The 24,128-nt window shown below is 55.4% G+C and carries 22 protein-coding genes; 7 read left to right on the forward strand and 15 right to left on the reverse strand.

Annotation, left to right across the window (positions count from 1 at the left end):
- Positions 1-101 precede the first annotated feature (101 nt).
- Positions 102-371: a 30S ribosomal protein S20 gene (gene rpsT / locus EP166_RS09530; protein WP_127556583.1), complete on the forward strand. Its 270-nt coding sequence runs from the start codon at positions 102-104 to the stop codon at positions 369-371.
- A gap of 162 nt (positions 372-533) precedes the next feature.
- A complete protein-coding gene (locus EP166_RS09535; RefSeq protein WP_127556584.1) occupies positions 534-1,367 on the forward strand; it encodes a DUF4198 domain-containing protein in 834 nt (277 codons plus the stop codon).
- Positions 1,368-1,448: 81 nt separating this feature from the next.
- Here EP166_RS09535 and EP166_RS09540 read toward each other — a convergent pair whose 3' ends face one another.
- From EP166_RS09540 to xylF, 3 genes are all read right to left on the reverse strand, one after another.
- Entirely contained in the window at positions 1,449-2,255 is an 807-nt protein-coding gene (locus EP166_RS09540; protein WP_127556585.1) for an ATP-binding cassette domain-containing protein, read from the reverse strand.
- Complete coding sequence (locus tag EP166_RS09545; RefSeq protein ID WP_246026266.1) at positions 2,252-3,532, reverse strand: sugar ABC transporter permease; 1,281 nt, start codon at positions 3,530-3,532, stop codon at positions 2,252-2,254. Before EP166_RS09545 ends, EP166_RS09540 begins: the two co-directional genes overlap by 4 nt.
- A gap of 71 nt (positions 3,533-3,603) precedes the next feature.
- Entirely contained in the window at positions 3,604-4,641 is a 1,038-nt protein-coding gene (xylF, locus tag EP166_RS09550) for a D-xylose ABC transporter substrate-binding protein (RefSeq protein WP_127556587.1), read from the reverse strand.
- Between the two features lie 435 nt (positions 4,642-5,076).
- On the opposite strand from xylF, the gene EP166_RS09555 reads away from it, so the two are divergent.
- Positions 5,077-6,261 carry an ROK family protein gene (locus EP166_RS09555; protein ID WP_127556588.1) on the forward strand — a complete coding sequence of 395 codons (1,185 nt, stop codon included), beginning with the start codon at positions 5,077-5,079 and terminating at the stop codon, positions 6,259-6,261.
- Between the two features lie 79 nt (positions 6,262-6,340).
- Here the strand turns inward: EP166_RS09555 and EP166_RS09560 are convergent, their stop codons facing one another.
- The gene (locus EP166_RS09560; RefSeq protein ID WP_127556589.1) at positions 6,341-7,171 is read right to left on the reverse strand and encodes a pirin family protein; all 831 of its coding nucleotides are present in this window, start codon (positions 7,169-7,171) and stop codon (positions 6,341-6,343) included.
- A 117-nt stretch (positions 7,172-7,288) separates the two neighbouring features.
- Between EP166_RS09560 and EP166_RS09565 the strand changes: the two genes are divergently transcribed.
- Positions 7,289-8,188, forward strand: coding sequence for a LysR family transcriptional regulator (locus EP166_RS09565; RefSeq protein WP_127556590.1), 900 nt, complete (start codon positions 7,289-7,291; stop codon positions 8,186-8,188).
- A 264-nt stretch (positions 8,189-8,452) separates the two neighbouring features.
- Here EP166_RS09565 and EP166_RS09570 read toward each other — a convergent pair whose 3' ends face one another.
- The 5 genes from EP166_RS09570 to grpE all read right to left on the reverse strand — a co-directional run bounded on the left by EP166_RS09570 (position 8,453) and on the right by grpE (position 15,897).
- Positions 8,453-9,715, reverse strand: a complete 1,263-nt coding sequence (locus EP166_RS09570) for a hypothetical protein (protein ID WP_127556591.1) — start codon at positions 9,713-9,715, stop codon at positions 8,453-8,455.
- 1,095 nt (positions 9,716-10,810) lie between these two features.
- A complete protein-coding gene (gene dapB, locus EP166_RS09575; protein WP_127556592.1) occupies positions 10,811-11,611 on the reverse strand; it encodes a 4-hydroxy-tetrahydrodipicolinate reductase in 801 nt (266 codons plus the stop codon).
- A gap of 274 nt (positions 11,612-11,885) precedes the next feature.
- Complete coding sequence (gene dnaJ, locus EP166_RS09580; protein WP_127556593.1) at positions 11,886-13,010, reverse strand: molecular chaperone DnaJ; 1,125 nt, start codon at positions 13,008-13,010, stop codon at positions 11,886-11,888.
- Positions 13,011-13,189: 179 nt separating this feature from the next.
- The gene (gene dnaK / locus EP166_RS09585; RefSeq protein ID WP_127556594.1) at positions 13,190-15,106 is read right to left on the reverse strand and encodes a molecular chaperone DnaK; all 1,917 of its coding nucleotides are present in this window, start codon (positions 15,104-15,106) and stop codon (positions 13,190-13,192) included.
- 179 nt (positions 15,107-15,285) lie between these two features.
- Complete coding sequence (gene grpE / locus EP166_RS09590) at positions 15,286-15,897, reverse strand: nucleotide exchange factor GrpE (RefSeq protein ID WP_127556595.1); 612 nt, start codon at positions 15,895-15,897, stop codon at positions 15,286-15,288.
- Positions 15,898-16,236: 339 nt separating this feature from the next.
- Between grpE and recN the strand changes: the two genes are divergently transcribed.
- Entirely contained in the window at positions 16,237-17,913 is a 1,677-nt protein-coding gene (gene recN, locus EP166_RS09595; protein WP_127556596.1) for a DNA repair protein RecN, read from the forward strand.
- A gap of 114 nt (positions 17,914-18,027) precedes the next feature.
- Here recN and EP166_RS09600 read toward each other — a convergent pair whose 3' ends face one another.
- A complete protein-coding gene (locus EP166_RS09600; RefSeq protein ID WP_127556597.1) occupies positions 18,028-18,615 on the reverse strand; it encodes a TlpA family protein disulfide reductase in 588 nt (195 codons plus the stop codon).
- A 123-nt stretch (positions 18,616-18,738) separates the two neighbouring features.
- On the reverse strand, positions 18,739-19,149 hold the full coding sequence (gene fur, locus EP166_RS09605) for a ferric iron uptake transcriptional regulator (RefSeq protein WP_127556598.1): 411 nt from the start codon (positions 19,147-19,149) through the stop codon (positions 18,739-18,741).
- A 48-nt stretch (positions 19,150-19,197) separates the two neighbouring features.
- Between fur and EP166_RS09610 the strand changes: the two genes are divergently transcribed.
- Positions 19,198-19,602: an outer membrane protein assembly factor BamE gene (locus EP166_RS09610; protein WP_127556599.1), complete on the forward strand. Its 405-nt coding sequence runs from the start codon at positions 19,198-19,200 to the stop codon at positions 19,600-19,602.
- Positions 19,603-19,626: 24 nt separating this feature from the next.
- On the opposite strand, the gene EP166_RS09615 is transcribed toward EP166_RS09610, so the two are convergent.
- The 3 genes from EP166_RS09615 to EP166_RS09625 form a co-directional block, all read right to left on the reverse strand.
- Positions 19,627-19,938 (reverse strand): RnfH family protein, encoded by a 312-nt coding sequence (locus tag EP166_RS09615; protein ID WP_127556600.1) that lies wholly within the window; start codon positions 19,936-19,938, stop codon positions 19,627-19,629.
- A 15-nt stretch (positions 19,939-19,953) separates the two neighbouring features.
- On the reverse strand, positions 19,954-20,385 hold the full coding sequence (locus EP166_RS09620) for a type II toxin-antitoxin system RatA family toxin (RefSeq protein ID WP_127556601.1): 432 nt from the start codon (positions 20,383-20,385) through the stop codon (positions 19,954-19,956).
- Positions 20,386-20,448: 63 nt separating this feature from the next.
- On the reverse strand, positions 20,449-21,822 hold the full coding sequence (locus EP166_RS09625) for a hypothetical protein (protein WP_127556602.1): 1,374 nt from the start codon (positions 21,820-21,822) through the stop codon (positions 20,449-20,451).
- 258 nt (positions 21,823-22,080) lie between these two features.
- On the opposite strand from EP166_RS09625, the gene EP166_RS09630 reads away from it, so the two are divergent.
- Entirely contained in the window at positions 22,081-23,241 is a 1,161-nt protein-coding gene (locus EP166_RS09630) for a PQQ-dependent sugar dehydrogenase (protein ID WP_220432537.1), read from the forward strand.
- 56 nt (positions 23,242-23,297) lie between these two features.
- Here the strand turns inward: EP166_RS09630 and EP166_RS09635 are convergent, their stop codons facing one another.
- Entirely contained in the window at positions 23,298-24,083 is a 786-nt protein-coding gene (locus tag EP166_RS09635) for a transporter substrate-binding domain-containing protein (RefSeq protein WP_164743890.1), read from the reverse strand.
- Between the last annotated feature and the right edge of the window lie 45 nt (positions 24,084-24,128).

The raw sequence follows: 24,128 nt of genomic DNA on the forward strand, positions 1-24,128 counted from the left end.
TTACAGCCAATCAGCCATTGACAGGTCGGGTTCAAAAACCTAGAATCGCGCCCCTCAAATTTGACTCCAAATCCCAGTAACCGACTATTAAGGAGCTGCCCGTGGCAAACTCTGCTGGTTCTAAAAAACGTGCTCGTCAGGCAGTGAAGCGTCGCGCGCACAACGCAAGCCTGCGTTCCATGGTTCGTACCTACCTGAAAAAGGTTGTTGCTCAAATCGAAGCCAAAGACTACGACCAGGCGACCAAAGCACTCACTACCGCTCAACCGGTTGTTGATGGCATGGCCCGTAAAGGCATCATCAGCAAGAACAAGGCTGCTCGCACCATCAGCCGCCTGAACGCCCGCGTAAAAGCCCTGAAAGCCGCTTAATCGTCCTTCAGAGTTACCTGACGCTAAAAAACCGGCTTTACGCCGGTTTTTTTGTGCCCGGACATTAGGTTAACAACCGCACCCCAAACTCGGCCCGCATCTGCACTGGCCTCGCTAACGTAGTCTCAGTATGCTTTCCATTCAGCCATACAGAGCCCTTTCATGACCCAGAGAACCGCAACACGCCGACTGTTACGCCTTGCTTTCACCGCCCTGATCGGCCTAACCCTGAGCAACCTGGCCAGCGCCCATGAATTCTGGTTGGAGCCACTCCAGTACCGCATCGACGTCAACAAGACCGCGCAGGCCGACATCAAAGTCGGCGAAAACTTCAAGGGCGATACCTACGCCTTCTTCCCCAATCGCTTCGTTCGCTTCGAATTGCACCACAACGGCCGGGAACGCCCCATCAGTGGTCGTCTCGGCGCGCGCCCTGCCGCCGCACAAGCCGTCGACAGCCATGGGCTAACCACCCTGACCTACGAATCAACCTATACCGAGCTCACCTACGACGATCCGGCTGTTTTCGACAATTTTCTCACGCTCGACGGACTTGATTGGGTGCGCCAGGCTCATGCAGACCGCGGTTTGCCAGAGCGCGGTTTTACTGAAGTGTTCAGGCGTTTTGCAAAAACCTACATTGGCACCGGCAATGCGCAAGGCGAAGACAGGCTGATTGGCTACCCACTGGAATGGCGCCTGGAAGCCAACCCCTACACCCTCACCCGACAAACACCACTGACCGCAACGCTTTTTCTGAACGACGAGCCATCGGCCGGCGTACTGGCCCGGGTGTTTATGAAATCAGGCAATGAAGAGGCCGAAGAGCTTCGGCTGACGACCGATGAGAACGGCCAGATCAGCGTTCCTTTTCGGGCAGAGACCGCCTATCTGGTCAGTAGCGTGCACATGAAAGAGCCGCCAGCCGATGTGGTCGAAGAAACCGGTGCCGTTTGGGAGAGTTTGTGGGCCTCTGCGGTGTTTTATAGGGATTGAGAGAGAAAGCTGTGAGTTATCAGCTGCGAGCTTCGAGCGAATGCTTTTACTCAAAACTCGCAGCTCGAAGCTCGCAGCTCACTAACAGACTTCTTCTATCGACATATCCGTAGCTACAGCGCCCGGACCCGGCTCAACCTGTGGCGGACATTTACCCAGAATGATCATGCCCAGTACTTCATCCTTGGTCACCACATCGACAGAAGCGGTACCCACCAACTTGCCATTTTTCATGACACTGACCCGATCCGAAAGATCAAAAACATCGTGAATGTCATGGGAGATTAGAAATATTCCAATGCCTTCGGATTTCAGGTGCTTGATCAACTCCGCCACCTGAGCGGTTTCCTGAGGCCCCAGTGCCGCTGTCGGCTCATCCATAATGAGAATACGGGCATTGAAATACAGCGCGCGCGCAATCGCGACCGACTGTCGCTGCCCACCAGACAGGGATTTGACCGGGTCTTTGAAGCGCTGGAAGTTGGGATTCAACCTGCCCATCACTTGTCGGCATGCACTCTCCATAGCCGCGTCATCCAGCGTACCCCAGCGCGACTGCAGCTCACGACCCAGAAACAGATTGGCCGCGGCATCGACGTTGTCGGCCAGTGCAAGCGTCTGGTAAATGGTTTCGATGCCCAGGTTTTTGGCATCTCTGGGGTTGTGGATGGTGACCGGCTGACCATCGACAAAAATGTCACCGGCGTCCATCGGATAAGCCCCGGAGAGGATCTTGATCAGGGTCGATTTGCCGGCACCGTTATGCCCCAGCAGCCCAACAACCTCACCGGGATACAGATCAATGGATACGTCATCCACGGCTCTGATGCCCCCGAACGAGATCGATATGTTGCGCATTTCAACCAGGGGTTGTTGGTTATCCGTCATAACGAGCTCCTTTTACGATAGAGGGTGTCAACCCAGACGGCGATGACCAATACCACACCGACAATCATATTTTGCAACGGCGTATCAATACCCACCAAAACCATTCCGCTTTGCAGCGACTGCATCACCAGCGCCCCCAAAACAGCACCGGCAACTTTACCAACCCCCCCTGCCAGCGATGTACCACCAATCACAGCGGCGGCGATAACATAGAGTTCATCCAGCGTGCCTTGTGCATTCGTGGCGGCGTTTAGCCGGGCCGTGGAAATGGCCGCGCCGATGGCAGCGAGAATGCCCATAATAGTGAATACGAGCAGTATCACTTTGCGGGTATTTACCCCAGCCAACTCAGCCGCCTCCGGATTACCGCCAATGGCAAAGACGTAACGTCCAAACCGGGTTCGTGTTGCAATAAACGACATCACTACGGCCACAAAGACAGCGATCAATACCGGCACGGCGAACCCATGGGCTATCACCAGCCCTCCTTCAGGAATGGGAATGCCCTCAGCTTGTGCATAGCGCTCTGCAATGCGGGAGGGCCAGGGGTAAGCATTTGCAACCGCTGCAGCCCCCATAACGCCGGCACAGTAAAACCCCGCCAACACGAACTCGGCCCAAACCGGGCGCAATGGAAACTGATGCAAGCGGCGCAGATGCCGGCCCCTTAAAAAAGCGGCGACAATCATCAGGCAGATCGCACCTGAAATTAGCCAGGTGGCCAGTTCACCGACAGAGCCGGACGGCCCGCCTCCCATGATCTGAAAGGTCGAATCCATCGGCGCCACGGTGCGACCCGAGGTCACCCACCAGGCCGCGCCTCGCCAGGCCAGCAGCCCGCCGAGCGTCACGATAAAAGCCGGCACACCCATGTAAGCGATGACAAACCCCTGCAGGGCACCCGCCAGCGCGCCAGCAACCATACCTACCAGCAAGGCAGTTACCCAGGTCATCGAATGATCGTAACCCCAGAGTGCGGGCAGCCATTCAGCCTGGGTCACCGCGATGATCATGCCAGTGAACCCCAACAGAGACCCCACCGACAGGTCTATGTTCCGGGTCACGATGACCAGCACCATACCCGTAGCCATCACCGCAATGGACGAGGTCTGGACGCTCAGATTCCAGAGGTTACGCGGGGTCAGAAAGGCGCCATCCGTGGCAATGCCAAACCCCAGCCAGAGCAGGCCCAATACCGCAACCATGCCCAATATGCGGGTATCTACCTCGGTGGCTTCCAATAGCTTTTTAACTGGGTTGACCGAAGTCTCAACCATGTCACGAGGCTCCATTTGCCATGTCTTCAGAAGGCAGCCAGAGGCTATCGCCTCCGACGTCTTGAATTACATTAATCGCAAACAGAAACACGTCCGGCGGGCACGCCCTGGCATACCGTCTCTTTCGTTACCCATCCGGCATCGATCACCACATCCAGGTTATCTTCAGTGATAGGCAATGGCTTCAGGAAGATGGAGTTCATTGACACGCCCCGGGGTCCATCACTGAACACGCCAGCACCGGGAATTTCATCAATTCCGGCTCCATTGGCCATCAGGAAGGCGATATTGGCCGCCGCCTTGCCCAGCTCGCGAGAGTCTTTCCATACCGATACGGTCTGCACACCGAGCGCGATACGGTTCAGTGCAGCGTGGTCACCATCCTGCCCTGAAACGGGTACAACACCGTCCATACCCTGTGCGGACAGCGCAGCAACCACGCCCCCAGCCGTACCATCGTTTGAGGCTACAACGGCATCCACTTCGTTATTATTAGCGGTAAGAATCTGCTCCATGTTGCGTTGTGCGTTAGCTGGCAACCAGGCATCGGTGTAGGCCTCACCCACGTTCTCTATAGCACCGGAATTCATGGCCGATGCCAGCACTTCCAACTGCCCGGCATGCAGGAAATCGGCATTGGGGTCAGCTGGCGAGCCTTTGATGAAGACGTAATTACCATCCGGCTGGGCTTCAAGTACGGCGCGAGCCTGCATCCGGCCGACTTCTTTGTTGTCGAAGGTTAAATAAAACGCATCGGGATGCTCGATCAGCCGGTCATAACCGACTACCGGAATGCCTTCGTTGGCGGCCGCCTCAATGGCTGGGCCAATCGCGCTAGCGTCCTGAGCAAGCACAATCAACGCATCCGCGCCGTTGGCGATCAGACTCTCTATATCGGTCAGTTGTTTTGAAGCAGACGATTGGGCATCCGCAGAGATGTATTCCACACCCAACTTTTCGAGAGCAGCAATAATAGCCGTCTCATCGGTTTTCCAGCGCTCCTCTTGAAAGTTTGACCAGGACACACCGACAGTAAGGTCATGTGCCATAGTTACAGCAGGAACCGCAGTAAAGGCGGATAAAGCGGCAGCGATCAGTACTTTTCTCATTGTTATAACTCCTGATTCGGGACCATATTGTTATTGTAAGTAGCGGGCCGCCAGGACTGCGCCCAGCTTTATTTTTACACCCAAAGTTATTCTTGATCGCAAAATAGACAAAGTCAATGAAATCAGCCAAATATCGACAATGGTCGTATACTTTCCACCCACAAAACGGCACATATCACGCCATTTATTTTACCTAATGAATTATTATTGAAGATGGAGTCGCCATCGTTTCATGAGAGTTGAATGAACAAGACACAGGATAGGCGGTACAAGCCGGCCTCAACATTGCTTGGCGGTGCACTCACCAAACACCGAGACAAACCAACAATCGAGACTCAAACCTTGTATTCCAGCGTAGATTTAATTTTAGAGTCGACTGGAAAAGACCCCCGGTTTACACTGAAAACATGATTCTATTCAGTAAGTTGCCCTATCATGAAGAAAAACGACACCGAGCAAATTCGAGCGGACAACCGGATAGACATCATCAACACCCTGCGCGTATTTGGTCCACTGGCCAGGGTCGACATTGGTCAGATCACCCGCCTTAGTCCGGCAACCGTAACCGCCATCACCTCTGAATTGTCGGATGCCGCCATCATTCAGGAAGTCAAAGGGCCCGAGTCCAAAGGGGGCCGCGGGCGCCCGCGCGTCCTGATCGACCTGAACCCCACCCACGCTTCGGTATTGGGCATCAAACTGTCAATCAATGAAGTGCGGCTGATGCTCGGCGACTTGAAGGGAAACATTGCGCACGAGACTGTTGTGGTGCAGAAAACCCAGCGTCATGACCAGGCCTCACTGAATGAGATGCTGGTCGAACAGGCAAAAAGGTTCCTCGACCAACACCCGGAACACGCCGCCCGACTGGTCAGCGTGGGCATTGCCATTCAGGGGTTTGTTGATGTACATAAGGGCGATGTCGTCTGGAGCCCGGCGCTGAACATTAAAAACGTCAATCTGACGCGCGCCCTGGAAAACGCCTTTGAATGCCCGGTAGAACTGGCCAACGACGCCAACAGCATTGCCTACGCCATTCAAAAGCACCCCGAATACAGCCAGTGCAATAACTTCGTCGTGATCATGATCGGTTACGGCATTGGCGGCGGCCTGGTTGTGAATGGCAGCCTGTACAGTGGCCATTTCGGCGCTGCAGCAGAGTTTGGCCATACCAAATACAGCCATGAAGGCCCTCAGTGTGCCTGCGGCAAACGGGGTTGCATTGAAGCCTACGTAAGTGATTATGCGCTCTATCGCGACGCCAGCGCGGTAATGGACCTTCCAGCGACTGACCGGCGCCACCCATCGGAAAAACAGATGCAAAGGCTAACCGAGCTAGGACATCAGAAGCACTCCTATGCGGTCGACTTGTTTCACCAGGCAGGTAAGGTACTGGGGTACGGCATCGCCAACATTCTGGCACTGATGAGCCCGGAACGCATCGTCGTCACCGGGCCCGGCGTAAGAGCCTACGCTCTTATGGAGCCCGGCATTCACGAAGGCATTAACGAAGCCCTGGTACCCGAGCTGATCGGCCGCTCACAGATTGAGCCCTACTCCTGGTCAGAAGACATGACCGGGAAAGGGGTTATTGCGCTCGCTCTGAAGCATTTTCGATAGGTTTTGAGTTGCGAGCTGTGAGCTTCGAGCTGTGAGTTTTTAGCTCTAAGCTCGCAGCTCGTAGCTCACAGCTTTGTTTTCAAAACCGCCCTTCGTTGTAATCGACAATCGCCTGCTGCACTTCATCGACGGTGTTCATGACAAAGGGCCCATATTGCACAACGGGTTCCTGTATAGGGTCACCCGCGACCACGAGCAGGCGGGTATCGGCGGCGGTTGACGTCACTTCAAGCCCTTCACCATCCCCCAGAATGCCCAGATGCCGCTCTGGCAGTTCGGTTGTGCCAATTTGCGCCGATCCCTGGTAGACGTATACAAAAGCCGATTTGTTACCCGGAATATCGATACGCTGGGTGGCCCCTTCGTTCAGGTGAAAATCCAGATACAGCGGGTCGGTCACTACGTCTTCAACCGGGCCAATCACCCCTTGGAAATTACCCACCAGTACCTTGACCTTACCGTTTTCCAGCTCGACCTCGGGCACCTGCTCGGGACGAATATCCTGGTAACGGGGCGCAGTCATCTTGTGCTTGGCCGGCAGGTTGACCCAGAGCTGAAAGCCCCACACCGGGCCATCCTCCTGATTGGGCATCTCTTCATGCACAATACCGCGCCCGGCGGTCATCCATTGAATGGAGCCAGGAGCCAGGTACCCGGTGTTGCCCTGATTGTCGCCATGCCGGAACGCGCCTTTGAGCATATAGGTAACGGTCTCGAAGCCGCGGTGCGGATGCATGGGGAAACCCGCCATGTAGTCGGCCTTATCGTCCGATTTGAACTCGTCGAGCATCAGAAAGGGGTCCAGATTCTTCACGTACTGGTTGCCGATGACCCGGGTCAACTTCACCCCGGCGCCATCCGACGTCGGTAACCCTTTGGCCACCTGCCGAACGCTGCGTAATGTTGTCATGAGAGCACCTCCTGGTCTGCTGTTTGGCCGATTTCTGGTAGCGACCAGTCTAGGCAGTTGCAGGGTGGCCCGTAAGCGGAATATATTGCCTCTACATTTCAAAAAAACTGAACCTTTATGGCCCACAACCCCCTGTCACTGGACCTGCTCCGCGCATTGGATGCCATCGACCAGCGTGGCAGCTTTGCCGCCGCCGCCGAAGCCTTGCATAAAGTGCCTTCCGCACTGACGTACACCGTGCAAAAGGTTGAACAGGACCTCGGCATAGACCTGTTCGACCGCAGCGGTCACCGCGCGAAAATGACACCTGCAGCCCGGCTGATCCTGGAAGAAGGCCGCGGCATCCTGCGCGATATCGACAATCTCGCCAGCTCAGCCAAAAAAATCGCCAGCGGTTGGGAACCCGAGCTGCGCATCGGTGTTGATACCGTCTTTGAACCGGCGCGACTTTACCCACTGGTGCATGAATTCAACGAAGAGCACCCCTACATCAAGGTGCATCTGGTTCACGGATCACTCTCTGGAACCTGGGAAATGCTGATCAACGGCGACGCCGATCTGATCCTGTCGACCGACTTACTGGACCCCAAAATCGACGGCTACGAGACCAGCCGATTTGGTGAAATGAGCATGGTGTTCGCTGTCGCGAAGAATCACCCTCTGGCCAGTAATGCCTGCGATTGGACCCACGAACAAATTGAAGCCTACCCAACCATCGTCGTGCGGGATTCCAGTAAGCTTATGGCACCGCGCACCATCGGCTGGACGCGACAAAACAAACTGATCACCGTACCTACCATGCGCGATAAAATCGAAGCGCAACTGGCTGGCCTCGGCGTCGGCTATCTGCCTCGCCACCGCATTCAGGCGGAACTGGACAGTGGCGCCCTGGTGCAAGTGAAGCTGAATGAAACGAATCCACCATCAGAGGCTGTCATTGCCTGGCGAACCGGTGTAACCGGGAAAGCTTTGGGGTGGTTTCGGGAACGGATTGGCGCAGAGGTTTTGGGGGTTTGAAGCTGTGAGCTGTGAGCTGTGAGCTGTGAGCTGTGAGCTGTGAGCTGTGAGCTGTGAGCTGTGAGCTGTGAGCCAGTGTAGTGATTTTTTATCACTTCATGTCAATCGTCTTTTCACATTCTGCGTCTTTTCCTGTTTTACGTCCTTTCCTGTACCACGTCTTTTAATGTCTTACGTCCTTCTATGTTCAACGCCTTTTATTGGCTCCCATAAAAAAAGCCACCCCGAAGGGTGGCTCTACTTCATCATTCAGAGGAATCTGAATTAGAACGCGTAAGCAGCGGTCAGACGGAAGCGGTTGATTTCCGCTTGGTTGATCGTTGCGTCTGTTTCTTCAGCGCGCAGATCGTAGTCAGCTGCATACTTAACACCGTTTTCCTGAGTGTAGGAAACGCCAGCTTCGATCAAAGGCGCATCGCCAGTCTCAGCATCGATGTTAGCCAGAGTTACAGAGCCGTAGGCACCGATCATGCCACTTGCATAAGCAACTTCAGCAAAGATCTCATCGCCAACTTCTTCAGCGTCGGTGAACAGGTACTCACCAGTGAAGGTCAGTGTGTCTACAGTATAAGCAGCACCGGCCAACAGCTTCATGGCTTCTTCAGTAACGACGTCGCCGCTGTCCAGGTCCTGACCTTTCAGGTATACAGACAAGGCATCAATCGGAGTAGCGGTCAGTTCAAAACCGTATTCCAGAATTGCGTCGTCATGTGCGTCAGCACTGGTAGTTACAGAGTACTGGTTCAGACCAAACTTGGCTGTAACGATGTCCATGGTGTAAGTCGCGCCAACACCGAAGTAGGTGTATGGGCTGTCGTCATCACCGCCCAGGCTTGACGTACGGAACTGGGCTTCAGCAACGTAGCTCAGCGCATCGGCTTCGCCCATGTACTGTGCTGCAACACCGAAATCAGAGCTATCGGTGCCATTTGCGCCAGTAGCGTCGATACCGGTTACAACGCCATCACCAGAGGCGTCTTTACGGTTAGAACCTTCAACCTGAACTTTCAGGCCTTCCATGGTGTAACGCAGAGCAGCGCCAACGTCACGGCCTTCAGAGCGGGCAGCAGCGCTGTCGCCAGAGTCGTCCATGTCGTATGCGTATTCGTGAGTCTCGTCAACCAGGCTTCCGGTTTGACCGAAAGAGATAGCACCGTCGGTTACAACCAGGTCGTCCAGTTCAACAGAAACGTCAGACTCGTCATCACCAGTCAGGATGAAACCACCGGAGAAAGGACCGTGAACAACAGACAGAGTCGTTTCCAGACCCCAAGCGTCGCCAGCGGCGCCTTCATCGAAATCGTCTTCTTCGTCCAGTTCAACGTCAATTACAGTATCGGTAGCATCGCCGTCACGGTTAACTGCACCAGCAGCCATATCGACAACGGTCAGAAACTCCATAGAGCCAGTGAAGCTCCATTCGGTTTCAGTAGCCATACCTTCGTGAGCAGCAGCGTTTGCCTGGGCAGAAATAGCCAGAGCCAATGCGGATACCGCAACGCCAGAAGCAATTTTAATCGCTTTCATTCAAGATTCCCCTTTTTTTATTTCAACTGGTTTGGTGACCAGACTTCTCGATGAGCCATCGTTGTTTCAGTGTCGGTACGCTACCGATTGGGTAACCAATAACGAATCACAACACCTACGTCAATCGACAACCATTATTTTGTTATATCCTGCAGCATGTATATTACAACCACGTTGCAGAGTCAAAACGTTACTGAACAAAAGGTGACATGTATCAAAAGCGACGTCCCCAATAACGGTCTCATAATTGACCTGACTGGCCGATCCGACTGCTTGTGCGTTGTTACCGGGGTAAGTCAGCACACCTGACCGGGAGATTGTTATTGGTCGACTGCGTTTGTTACGCGAGCGTCTTTGCTCCCCTTGTCCAGGATTGATCGAGAATGCCTCAATCAACGTCCACGACCTATCAAACCAGAGGCACGATTATCGGTCAACCCATTTTTTTGCGTTTTTTTGACGCTTTGGTGATTCTTTGAACAACCGGGCGATGCCCATGGTGAGCGGCTTGGCCGACATTGCGGGATTTTTTTGACAGGGGTTGAAATCGATACCGGGCATGTACGCCCAGTCTTAAGACGTTCAGTGATCGAAATCAGGCGAGCCACAGTGCGCCATACCTAAGGGCACTGATAAAAAAAATTCTTTAAATTCAAAGAAGTAGCGAGAAATATCAATAGGTTGGCTTCCGGGACAACCTAGCCAGCAGCACCCACCCGCTGGCAGCGACTAATACTCACATCCGCTAACAATTGACATGCAAGCCTCGCGGCACATTGAGAATGTCTTTCTGCCCAGCATAGGTAAGACAAACAATGGCGGGTTATTCAGCAATTGATCTGTGAAAAAAAATGCTGCCACAAATGTATATATCGCCACAATTTTCTCTCCACCCAGCCAGGCACACGACCAAACGCATACTCCGAACAGCGTCGATTTGCCTAACATGGGGCTTAAGGGGCACGCAATAAGTACTCAAAATACGCTCCCCGGGAGGCCCTTACGCCACAGAAAGGGATTGGTCGGCGTCTATCCGGCCACCGGCCGGTGAACTCAATACCTGCCGGGCTATGCAAATAGCGGAGCGGGGCCCGGTTACAGCCCGAGAACGGCTTCCATATCATACAAGCCGGCAGGCTGGGTTTTTAGCCACTGTGCAGCGCGCACGGCGCCCCTTGAAAAGGTTTGGCGACTGCTGGCTTTGTGGGTGATCTCCAGGCGTTCGCCCTCACTGGCAAACAGCACTGTGTGCTCCCCCACAATGTCGCCCGCCCTTACCGTGGCGAAACCAATGGTGTCGTCTGCCCGGGGTCCTTCCTGGCCCTCACGGCCGTATACAGCGCATTTGGAGAGGTCACGTCCCAGTGTTTCCGCCACCGCCTCACCCATGCGCAAAGCCGTGCCGCTCGGAGCATCAACCTTATGGCGATGGTGCGCCTCAATAATCTCAATATCGCTCGAATCACCCATCACCCGTGCGGCGAGGCGGAGCAACTGCAACGATAAGGTCACCCCGACGCTGTAATTGGCTGCAAAAACGACAGGGATGGCTTCAGACGCCTGTTTCAACTGGTTGAGTTGAGACTCTGTAAACCCGGTAGTACCAATGACAATGCGCTTGTCAGTACCCTTGATTTGACCGAGATGCGCGAGCGTTGCCTCTGGCGTTGTGAAGTCGATCACGATCTCCGCGTCTTGGAAGGCCGTTTTAGCGTCATCGGTTAACACAACGCCCAGCTTGCCCAGACCAGCCAGTTCGCCAGCGTCAGAACCGATCAAGCTTGAGCCCGGTGCAACCGTGGCACCTGTGAGCGCCATCCCTTCGGTTGAGTGAACCGCTTGAAGCAGGGCCCGGCCCATTCGACCGGAAGCGCCGGTTATTGCGATGTTTACCATAAAGAGGCCTCTTATTTTTGGGCAATAAGCAGACTACAAACCAGAGCCCATCAGGTCAGCATTGTAATGTATCAATTGGTCTTTAATTCTGAAGGTTACCACAACACCAAGTGCTGGCTGCCGGGTGAGCTTATCAGGGGGAGCCCGCAGCATGGATGCTGCGGCCTAGGCTCCATGGACGGATTGAGTGGGCGGCATCCCGCCCGACCCCGGATAAGCTCACCCGGTGGCCAGCACGAATATGTGGCACCTAAGATGGCCCGAGCCGGGTAACTCAAAGCTCTTCAAAGAACTTTTTAACACCGTCGAACCAGCCGTTGGAGCGAGGTGAGTGCTTGTTGCTGCCCATGCCGTCCTGCAGCTCACGAAGCAGCTCTTTTTGCTTGCTGGTCAGGTTTACCGGGGTTTCCACCACCACGCGACACAGCAAGTCACCGATGCCGCCGCCCCGAACCGGGGTAACACCCTTGCCACGCAGGCGGAACAAACGGCCAGTCTGGGTTTCTGCGGGAATCTTGAGTTTTACCCGGCCTTCCAGCGTCGGCACTTCCAGCTCGCCTCCCAGGGCTGCCTCGGCGAAGCTGATCGGTACTTCGCAGTGCAAATTGGCGCCATCGCGTTCGAATATGGCGTGTTTCTTAACATGAACTTCAACATAAAGGTCACCGGCCGGGCCACCGTTGCGTCCAGCTTCACCTTTGCCAGACAGGCGAATACGGTCACCGGTATCCACACCTGCTGGAATCTTCACATTCAGTGTCTTGGTTTCTTCTTTCACACCCCGGCCATAACAGCTGTTGCAGGGGTCGGTAATCATATGACCGGTACCGGAACAGGTCGGGCAGGTTTGCTGCACCGCAAAGAAACCCTGCTGCATCCGCACCTGGCCGATACCGCCGCAGGTGCTGCAGGTAGTCGGTTTGGTACCTTTTTTGGCGCCGCTGCCGTCGCAGATATCACAAGCGACCAGTGTAGGCACCTTGATGGTCTTCTCGGTACCGCGAACCGCGTCTTCCAGCGACATTTCCAGGTTGTATTTCAGGTCTGAACCGCGCTGCACGCTGGACCGGCCACGGCCACCGCCGCCTCCGAAAATATCACCAAACACATCGCCAAAAATGTCACTGAAGCTGCCATGACCGCCGCCCTGGCCGCCGCCAAAGCCGCTTTGGCCATCAACACCGGCGTGACCAAACTGATCGTAAGCCGCTCGCTTCTGCGAATCGGCCAGCACTTCATAAGCCTCGGACAATTCTTTGAACTTGGTTTCGGCGTCTTTGTCATCCGGGTTACGGTCCGGATGATACTTCATGGCCATGCGGCGATACGCTTTTTTGATGTCTTTTTCGTCCGCACCGCGTTCTACACCGAGTACGTCGTAATAGTCTCGTTTGGACATGGGAGTACAGTTAACCTTTTATAATGGGCGGTTGGGCTGATGGTTTTTAGCTGTTGGTTTTGATCCTGGCACCAGCTAGCCGCAGCTGTATGGCTACCCCAAAAAGCCAATAGCTAAAAACCAGACAAAGGCAACACCCCTTCCGGGGTGTCACCTTTGGTTTTACTCAAGCAATGTGCTTACTTGTTGTCTTTTACTTCTTCGAACTCGGCATCGACGGCATCGTCAGCCGTGCTGTCGGCTGTGCCTTCGGCTTGCTCGGCACCGGCGTCACTGCTCTGGTCAGCGTAGATCTTCTGAGCCAGTGCAGAAGATGCTTGAGTCAGCGCTTCGACCTTGGCGTTAATCGCTTCGACGTCATCAGTTTTCAGAGCTTCCTCAACGTCCTGAATGGCCGTCTCAATGGCCTGCTTCTCTTCGTCGGTTGCCTTGTCGCCATGCTCTTTCAGTGTCTTCTGAGTCGAGTGCACCAACGCGTCAGCCGTATTGCGAACCTGGGCCAGCTCTTCGAACTTGCGGTCTTCATCGGCGTGCGCTTCGGCATCCTTGACCATCTTGTCGATTTCATCATCACTCAGGCCAGAGTTAGCCTTGATAACAATCGACTGCTCTTTACCAGTGCCCTTGTCTTTGGCAGACACGTTCAGAATGCCGTTGGCATCGAGGTCGAAGCTGACTTCAATTTGCGGCATGCCGCGCGGTGCCGGCGGAATGTCGGCCAGGTCGAACCGACCCAGTGACTTGTTCTGCGCCGCCACTTTACGTTCACCCTGAACCACATGAATAGTCACAGCGGCCTGGTTGTCGTCGGCCGTAGAGAACACCTGGCTCTTCTTGGTCGGAATAGTGGTGTTCTTCTCGATCAGCGGCGTCATGACGCCACCCATGGTCTCGATACCCAGCGTCAGCGGGGTTACGTCGAGCAGCAGCACGTCTTTCACGTCGCCAGACAGCACGGCGCCCTGAATCGCAGCACCGATGGCCACGGCTTCATCCGGGTTGACGTCTTTACGCGGTTCTTTTCCGAAAAAGTCCGCCACTTTCTTCTGAACCAGTGGCATCCGGGTCTGACCACCGACCAGGATGATGTCGTCAATGTCGCCGATTTCATGGTCAGCGTCTTTTAGCGCCATGCGAACGGGCTCGAGTGAGCGCTCGACCAACTCTTCCACCAAGGATTCCAGCTTGGCCCGGGTCACTTTGACATTCAGGTGCTTGGGACCAGACGCATCGGCCGTGATGTACGGCAGGTTCACGTCGGTTTGCTGGCTGGAAGACAGCTCAATCTTCGCTTTCTCGGCCGCTTCTTTCAGACGCTGCATGGCCAGGGCGTCGCCCTTCAGGTCGATGCCAGAGTCTTTCTTGAACGAATCGGCCAGATAGTTGATCAGTTTCAGGTCGAAGTCTTCACCACCGAGGAAGGTGTCACCGTTGGTGGCCAGCACTTCAAACTGGTGCTCGCCATCGACTTCGGCAATTTCGATGATTGAAATATCGAAAGTACCACCACCCAAGTCATAGACCGCCACCACGCTGTCGCCACGCTTCTTGTCCATGCCATAGGCAAGGGCGGCAGCCGTCGGCTCGTTGATGATGCGTTTGACTTCCAGACCAGCAATTCGGCCTGCGTCTTTGGTGGCCTGACGCTGGGAATCGTTAAAGTAAGCCGGCACGGTGATGACCGCTTCGGTGACTTTTTCGCCCAGGTATTCTTCGGCGGTTTTCTTCATCTTCTTCAGCACTTCGGCTGAAATTTGTGGCGGAGCCTTCTTGTCGCCCTTTACTTCAACCCAGGCGTCACCGTTATCGGCTTTAACGATCTTGTACGGCACCATGCCGATGTCTTTTTGCACGACGTCGTCTTCGAAACGACGGCCGATCAGGCGCTTCACCGCATAGAGGGTGTTGCTCGGGTTGGTAACGGCCTGGCGCTTTGCCGGCTGACCAACCAGTGTTTCATCGTCGTCGGTGAAGGCAACGATAGACGGCGTTGTACGATCGCCCTCGGCGTTTTCGATAACCTTGGGTTTGTCACCTTCCAAAATCGCTACACACGAGTTGGTGGTACCCAGGTCGATGCCAATGATTTTACCCATGATACTGACACTCCATAATTTGCTGAACGGTTCTGATAACGGTTCGGTTAACGTCTTGTCTGGCTATATGAGAGCCGCTTTGCTGAATTCAAGACCCCACACTGTGCAGGGGTATTTTTATCCGCTTTTTTAAACCAAAAAGGCTGTTTCAGCCCTAAATAAGGTGCGGATGGTGAGAATCAAGCGGTCTCGTCAATGCTGTTTTTGGACGGGCCACCTTTGCTGACCATCACCATGGCTGGACGCACCAGGCGCCCGTGCAGGGCGTAGCCTTTCTGCATAACCGCCATCACGGTGTTGGGCTCCATGTCCGGGTTTTCCACCATGCTCATCGCCTGGTGCACTTGCGGATCAAAGGGCTCGCCTTCAGGGTTGATGACCGTAATGCTGAACTTCTCGAAGCTGTCGAGCAGGCTCTTCAGCGTCATCTCTACACCTTCTTTGAGCGGTTTGACTTCGGCTGTTTCCGTTTCGATAGCCGCCAGCGTGCGCTCAAGATTGTCGGCTACGTCCAGAATTTCCCGCACCAGTTTTTCCTGGCCATACTTGTGGGCATTCTCGACGTCCTTTTCAACACGCCGACGCACGTTCACCATTTCTGCTTCCGCACGCAGGTAGCGATCTTTATTGAGCTGAGCCTCTTCACGGGCTGCCTCAAGCTCCGCCACCAAGTCCTGTTCTGTTGCTGCCCCTGCGGCCTCTTCGGGCGCTGCCTGGGTGTCTTCGACCAGAGTCTCATCCTGGGAGACGTCGGTTTCCTGTGCTTCTACGGGTTTCTCTTCGTGTGCCATTTACTGATCCAACTCTCTATTCCAAAAAACGACCGTGTTCAAAGTGAGGCTCTTCCGGCACCCGGAGCGGATAACGGGAAGAAACTAGCTGGCGGACTTTAATTGGGCCGTGAGTGGGCATTTCAAGGCTGTTACACCGCTTTAACGCGACAAAACGGTCTCTTTCGGCCAAAAAAACGGACATTCAGCCTGATTTAAGGAACAGGGATGGCAAATAGTTGCTCCAGTTGGTCCGCCTGGTAATACGGACGAGCGCACAGACCCTGCAATATTCACTTGAGCTTGCCAAATTTTTACTGTACAAAAACACAGTATTCAGGCAACTCAGGTCGCTTACTTATGCTGCACACACTGCTGATTCGCAACATCGCCATCGCCGACAACATTGAGGTGGAATGGAAACAGGGCATGACGGCCATTTCCGGAGAAACCGGGGCGGGCAAGTCCATCTTGCTTAACGGGCTGTCGCTGGCACTGGGCGAACGGGCCGACAGCAGCGTGGTGCGGCACGGTGAAAAACGGGCCGAGGTCACTGCCACTTTTCAGGTCGGGCGCATTGCGTCTGCACTCGAGTGGCTTGCCGAACGGGATCTCGACCAGGGAGAGGAATGTATCCTGCGACGTACCGTCTCGGCCGAAGGCCGGTCACGTGCCTACATCAATGGGCAACCGGTGCCCCTGACAGAGCTGAAAGCCCTGGGTGAAATGCTGATCGACATTCACAGCCAGCATGCCCACCAGTCGTTGCTGCGCATAGACACCCATCGCACCCTACTGGACGACTACGCTGGCCTGGCAGACCAGGCCCAGGCCGTGCGTCATGCCTGGATTCGCTGGCAGGGCAAGGCGCGCCATTACAATCAACTAAAAGCCCAGGCTGACGACAACAGCGCCCGTCAGCAATTGCTGAACTATCAGTTCGAGGAGCTCAGCGCCCTGGCACTCGAAGCCGGTGAAGTGGAAGCGCTGGAGTTGGAGTTTCGTCGCTACGGGCAAACGGAGACGCTGGTCAGTGGCGCCTATGCTGCGCGTCAGTTTCTCGAGCCGGAAACCGACGGGCCCGGCGCACTCGATGGCCTAAAACAGGCCCTGCACCAATTACGTAATCTGAACGACACCAACCCCTCGCTAAGCAATGCGATGGAACTGCTCGACAGCGCACTGATTCAAAGCCAGGAAGCCGTTAACGACCTGGACCACTACCTGGCCAGCTTCGAGGTTGATGAAAGCCGGGTACAACAGGTCGAAGAGCGGCTCGATCGCATTCATACCCTGGCGCGAAAGCACCAGGTGCGCTCCGAGGCCCTACCCGGCCTGATCGAAGAGCTGGAAACCGAACTGGCCACCCTGGCCGAGGCCGTTGACGGGCTCGATGACCTGGCTGATGAAGTCAACACCCTGGCTGAAACCTATCAACAACAAGCCCGGGAGCTCTCCGCACAACGCCAGGCCGCCGCCACACGCATGGCCGATGATGTCATGGAAAAACTGCACCAGCTCGCCATGCCCGGCGCCCGCTTCGAAGTCGCCTTTACTGAGCTCGATAAAGCCTCACCCGACGGCCTGGATCAGATTGAATTCCTGGTCAGCATGAACCCGGGGCAACCCGTACGTCCGCTAGGCAAAGTCGCCTCCGGTGGTGAGCTATCGCGAATTTCCCTGGCGATTCAGGTGATTTGTGCCGAGCACAGCACCATTCCTACTCTGGTGTTCGACGAAGTCGATGTGGGCATCAGCGGCGCAACGGCCGAAATAGTGGGGTTAATGCTGCGCAGTGTTGGCGAACGCGGCCAGGTGATTTGCGTCACTCACCTGCCACAGGTCGCCGCCCAGGGACACAACCACTGCGTGGTCAGCAAAGAGCAGCAAGGCCAAATCACCCGCACCCGAATTTTGCCAATACAGCAGGAAAGCCGAGTTGACGAGATTGCCCGTATGCTGGGCGGTATCGATATAACAGCCCAGACACGGGCCCATGCAGAGGAAATGCTGATGCGCCAGCAGCGCCAACATTGAACACCCAAAGGAATACAGGAAAAGAAATTTGAACAGGCTATGCAACCTGCGGTGACTGGCAGTGGACTCTGCCGGGGGCCATAGATAGCCTCCCAACAGTATCCAGGAATAGCCTTAAAGCAGGCTCTGCAAGAACGCCAAGGTCTCTTCCTTGCCGGCAAACCCGGCTTCTACTTTCTGAACCGTGCCGGATTTATCAATGACATAAGACGTCGGGAACCCCTGAGGACGGAATTCGCTGACCACTTGCTGGTCTTTATCCGACAGGATCAGGAAGTCGACCGGAGTCCCTTGCAGGAAGCGCTCTGCCAATGCTACATCCTCGTCGGTGTTAATACCGATGAAAACAACACCCTGACTGCGCAGCTCTTCATGCAATTCATTGATTTCCGGGAAGGATTTACGGCAGGTAGTGCACCAGCTCGCCCAGAAATCGATGTATACGACGCGGCCCTGCAGCGCGGTGCTGTCGAGCATCCGGCCATCGAGTGTGGGCAACCGGAATGCGGGCATGGTGTCGCCTTCACTGACATCCGCCATGGCGGCCGGGGCGACGCTGAACAGCGCACCCAGAGCAACCAGCCCTGATATCAGCGATAATCTGACAGTGCCCTTTCTGGCACCAGTTGCGCGGTCAGCCAGAGGCTGGCTGGTACCAAAGCGCTTTCCAAACCGGTAAACAATACTTCCAACTGCCGACATACTACCCACTCCATTTTGGATCGATCGAGCCAGAAGTATACGTCACTACCGGCCACAGGAACGGGAACGGGTTCACGCCCCGGGCAGGTTTCAGACTATAATACCCGGGCTAAAACAGCCGTATCAGGCCTTTTTGGCGCGCACGTACAGAATGAGACTGTGGTCCACAAGCTCCAGACCATGCTCTTTTGCAATCTCGTGCTGGCGCCGTTCAATAATGTCGTCGACGAATTCAATGACCTCGCCATTATCAACATTGACCATATGGTCGTGGTGCTCCGGGCTTGCCAGCTCATACACTGAGTGGGTACCGTCGAAATTGTGCTTGGCCACCAGCCCGGCCGACTCAAACTGAGTCAGCACCCGGTATACGGTTGCCAGCCCGACATCTTCGCCGCTGTCCTGAAGTGCTTTGTACACCTCTTCGGCACTCATGTGTCCGTCGGGGTTGCCTTCGAACATTTGCAGGATTTTGAGCCTCGGCAAAGTGACTTTGAGGCCAACTTTTTTCAGTTCCTGGTTTTGAGTTGTCACTGTGTCGTCTCCTGTAATCTTGCGTGATACACTGCCGGGCGCTGCTGCATGCGCAACATTCAACAGCTGGCACCCATGCCGCTGATCGTCTTTTTGTACTGTGTCTTAACCATTGAATGGGATGATAACGATTTGAACCTGAAAAGAACAAAGGTAATTGCCCGCGCCCTGATCACCGGCGCACTGGTGAGCCTTACCCTGAGCGCCTGCACCCTGCTAACGCCGTACCAGCCAGAGCTCAAACAAGGCAATTTTGTTAAAGAAGAGCAGCTTCAGCAACTTACCCCAGGCATGTCGGCCGAACAGGTGCAATTTCTGCTGGGTACGCCCATGCTGACGGGCGAAGCCCCCCAGAATCGCTGGGTGTACCCTATTCTGGATGAAGAGGGCGAATACCGCACAGTAACCGTGGAATTCGAAGGCAGTAGCGTGGCACGCATTAGCCGCAGCTGAGGCTCGCTGGCGCACCGTAATACCCTATGTGTCGCCGCCAGTGGCATCCTGTTTAGCTTTGGCGGCCCGGTTCAACCGGGCCTGCTTGGGGTCAATCAGCAACGGGCGATACAGCTCCACCCGGTCCCCTGCGTGCAATTCTTCGCTATCTGGCTTGGGGACCTTGCGACCAAACACCCCCATTGGCATGCCTTCCAGCGATAGCTCGGGAAACTCCCGCTCGATTCCACTCTGCCGAACGGCTTCGGCTACCGTCGTGCCCAGCGGAACATCCACTTCGATAATGCGTTGTTTTTCCGGCGTGGCGTAGGCCACTTCGACTTTAATCATGTCCATACAGAAAACGTACCCTTATCCGTAGAGTTGCTGCGCCCGGCGCACGAAGGCGTCCACCATGCGGTCTGCGACCTGCCTGAAGACTTGCCCAAAGGCAAAGGCTGCCAGCCGGCCATCGGTCTCAAAGCTCAGATCCAGCGTTACCCGGCAACCATCATCGCCCAAAGGCTTGATGGTCCAGACACCGTGCAGGGACTTCAACGGCCCTTTTTCCAAATTCAATTCAATGCGGTGCGGCCGCTCCAGCCGGTTCCGGGTGATGAGCGTCCGTTCGATGCCCGCCTTGCGCACCACCATGCGCCCAACCATATGATGTTCTGAAGCCTCTACCACATCAGCAGCAACCACCCCGTCGAGAAACGCCGGATAAGAAGCGACATCGTTAATCAGGTCATAGAGGGTTTCCGCTGAATGCGGCAACAGGGCAGAACGGTGAATGTCGGTCATGAAAACCTGCAAGTGAATGTGTGTAAGGCGGCATCGACCCGGATTGTTGGCTACCTGAGCCGGTCAATCCAGCGGGTAAATAGCCTGGCGGCGTATCCAGCGGGCCAGCTGCAGCAGCACCGCCAGCAGTGCGATCACACCGAGAATCTCGGACAGGCTGGCACCACTCAGCCCCAGTGAATCGCGGGTAAATGTTAACGCAAGCGCCGTCGGGATCACAAATTTGAGTGAGGCACGCCAGGCCAGATAACGTCCGCCAACCCGGGGGTTAACCTGTTTCAGCACTTGATTGGGTGGTAAGTGCCAGCCGACCCCCCACGAAATCATCAGAGCCACCAGAGGTACCACCAGCGAATAACTGAAGCCGCTGAGCAATTCGGAAAACGGCTGGCCACGCCAGGTCAGCGCTGATTCGACTTGCACCGACACCATCAGCACCAGTGCCAGCAGGGCTGCCGCCAGCAGGGCCAATAGCAGGCCTCCTCGCCGGGTTTGGCCGCTGCCACTGAGGCTGATCAACAGCAGCAATGGCACACTGCTCAGCATGCCAATTACGGCGGCCACCAGCATGAACAGCCGTAACTGGATGACCCCGTCACCCCCTCGGGCGATTTGTTCAACCAATCCTTGCAGCACCAGGCCAGCATCGCCGCTGGAAGCGGGAATAATAGTCAGACCCGGAAATACGGCCGAGACAATCGATAAACCAAGCCACAAATCAAACAACTGTACCGAGAGCACCCAATACCCGGTGGGCAGGGTTTGTGGCAGCCGTGTGCCAACCAGATACCAGACCAGGAAGCCGGCAACCGATGACAACAGGGCGTACTTCAGTGCCTGCTGTACGCCTTCGGCGGTCACTTCTCCCCAGCTCCAGGCATCGAACAGAGCGCCGGACTGTGGAATTTGCATCATGATGAACAACAGGCACAGCGGCAACGCGACGGCGTATGCGAAGGCCATTCCATACCAGGCAAACCAGGCCAGCACGGCGAGAATACCCACTTGCAGCACGATCCAGCGCGACAGGTGCACCTGGTCGGCCCCCAGTTCATACCAGTAAAGTATGCGGTCGAGCCCATCGAAGTCAGCAAAGCCGCCACGCAGGGCATCACTGGCGATGGCGAGTGTCCAACTGGCGTTGTGCAATGTCAGCGCTACCACGCAGATAACGGCCAGCACCAGCGCACTCAGTACAACCGGTGCCAGCGGGCCCAATCGACCCGTTTGCACCCATTCAAAGGGCGTAATGCGGTAATGACGGCCGGCCACGAGCTCGGCATGAAGCAACGGTAGCACGATCACCAGTTTAAAGATGGCGTAAAGCGCCAGAAAGGTCAGCTCCCCATACCGCGCCGCATACACAGGCAATAACAGGAAATCCGACAGGCCAATCTGGCTGCCAAAAAGGATCAACAGGATCAATAATCGATTCATCCGCGCAGTATACCCTGAAACCGCCTACAGTCAGATTGCGTAGAATTTAGTGGCCGAGTCTAATGGGGTGCAGTAATCCGTGCCATCTGTCGGGCAGGCATCTCCGGGGTCGGCGTAAACCCGTCCTTGGGGCCTAGACTTCGGCATCCATGCCTCGGACTTCCCCGGAGATGCCTGCCCGGCAGACGTCACTCGGTGCTTAGCTAACAGCCACATCCCAAATTCAGAAAAATAGGAAATACCATCAGGAGTCTAACGATGAACAGAGCGAGCCGACCCAGCACAACGACTCGATCAGCGATGCTTTTGCTATCGGGTCTACTCTTACTGCCCTCCTCCATTCTGGCCGAACCGTTGTCTGAGGGCTCCAGCCTGGGCCACGAGTACCAGGTTGAAGCAGTCGCCACTGGCTTCGGCACGCCCTGGGGTATGGCGTTTATTTCCGATACTGAAATGGTCATTACCGGCCGCGCAGGGCAGCTCTGGCTGCTGAATACTGAATCCGGCGAAAGCTCAGAACTCAGCGGTCTGCCCGGCGATATCGCCACCCGCGGCCAGGGTGGTCTGCTCGACGTGCAAGCCAGTCCCTCATTCGGGTCAGACCGGACGCTGTACTTTACCTACAGCAAGGCAGTCGACGGCGGTGCAGCCACGACGCTGGCTCGGGCTGTATTATCAGAAAACAGTGACCAGCTAACGGGCTGGGAAGACCTGCTGGTAACCGATTCTGCTTCAAACGCCGGCCAGCATTTCGGCAGCCGGGTCACCTTTGACCACGAGGGCTACGTCTACTTTGGTGTGGGCGACCGGGGTGATAGGGACAATGGGCAGGATTTCAGCAACCATGCCTCATCCATAATGCGGCTGCACCTGGATGGCCGGGTGCCGGATGACAATCCCTTCGTCGATGACGCCGATATTCCCGATGAAATCTGGAGCCTGGGTCATCGAAACCCTCAGGGCCTGGCCTATGATCTCGAGCGGAATCGGCTCTGGGAAATTGAGCATGGTCCGCGCGGGGGTGATGAGATCAACGTGATTGAGGCGGGAGAGAACTATGGCTGGCCTGTGGTTTCCCATGGCCGGGAATACTGGGGCCCGGTCGATGTGGGCGAAGCAGAATCACTGCCTGGCTATGTCGACCCGGTAAAAGTCTACGTGCCGTCAATCGCACCTGGAAGCCTCCTGGTGTATCGGGGCGATGCGTTTCCTGACTGGCGGGGTCATCTGTTTGCCGGTGCGCTGGTGCTGACGCACCTTAATCACATCGCAGTAAATGCCCAGGGTGAGATTGGCGAGGAAGACCGCTTGCTTGAAGGCCTGGGCGAACGCATTCGGGCGGTTGCCGAAGACAACCGGGGCCATCTGTATCTGTCGACCGACAGCGGCCGCATTCTGCGCGTCTCGCCCCCAAACTGAGGGAATCTGAGCGCCCGGTTTCTGGCTTTATTGGCCGCCAGAGACCGGGCAAACCATCAATCAACCATCACGTCGAAGAAGAGGTAATCTTTTCGGATGCGGTTGTAAGTCCCATCGCTCTTTACCGAGTCCAGCCCCTGGTTGAACAGGCGTCTGAGGTTATCGTCTTCGGGCCGGAACGCCATGCCAACGCCCTCACCCAACTGCCGGGCATCACCCAGAATCGGGAAATTCCCACCGATCATGAACTCGCTTTCCCAGTGAGGGTAATCGTGAAACACGGCATCCACTTCCTGACTGCGCAAGGCCGCATTGACTTCGTCGTTGGTCTCGTAGGTACGAATTGAGGCTACTTCACCGTACGTTTCCATCAGGTACTCATGCTGAATGGTGTTTGCAATGACGCCAATCCGGCGCTCTTGCAGTGCGTTCTTGCTGTCGGAGTTGATGCCGCTGCCGCTGTGGGTAAACAATACTGACGGAGTCGAGTAATACGGGTCGGAAAAGTCGACCAGGAGTTTGCGTTCACTGTTTATCGACATCGACGACATAATGGTGTCGTAGTTACCAGCCAGCAAGCCATCGATAATGCCATCCCAGGGAGTGACGACCCATTCGCATTGAATGTTCAACCGGCGACAGGTTGCATTGCCCAAATCAATCTCAAACCCGGTGAGCTCGCCGTTATCATCACGGAACTCGTAGGGCGGGTAGGGCACATCAACGCCGATACGCACAACATCAAGATCGATTTCCGTTGATCCCTGGAATTGCATATAACCATAACCGGCACCGACAGCAACCACGACAATCAGTAACGGCAGAATAATCTTCAGATTCATAGAACGCATTCACTCTCTAGGGATTCACCGAACAGCTACCGTACC

The organism is Saccharospirillum alexandrii (assembly GCF_004000275.1).
In the GTDB taxonomy this organism is placed as follows: Bacteria; Pseudomonadota; Gammaproteobacteria; order Pseudomonadales; family Natronospirillaceae; genus Saccharospirillum; species Saccharospirillum alexandrii.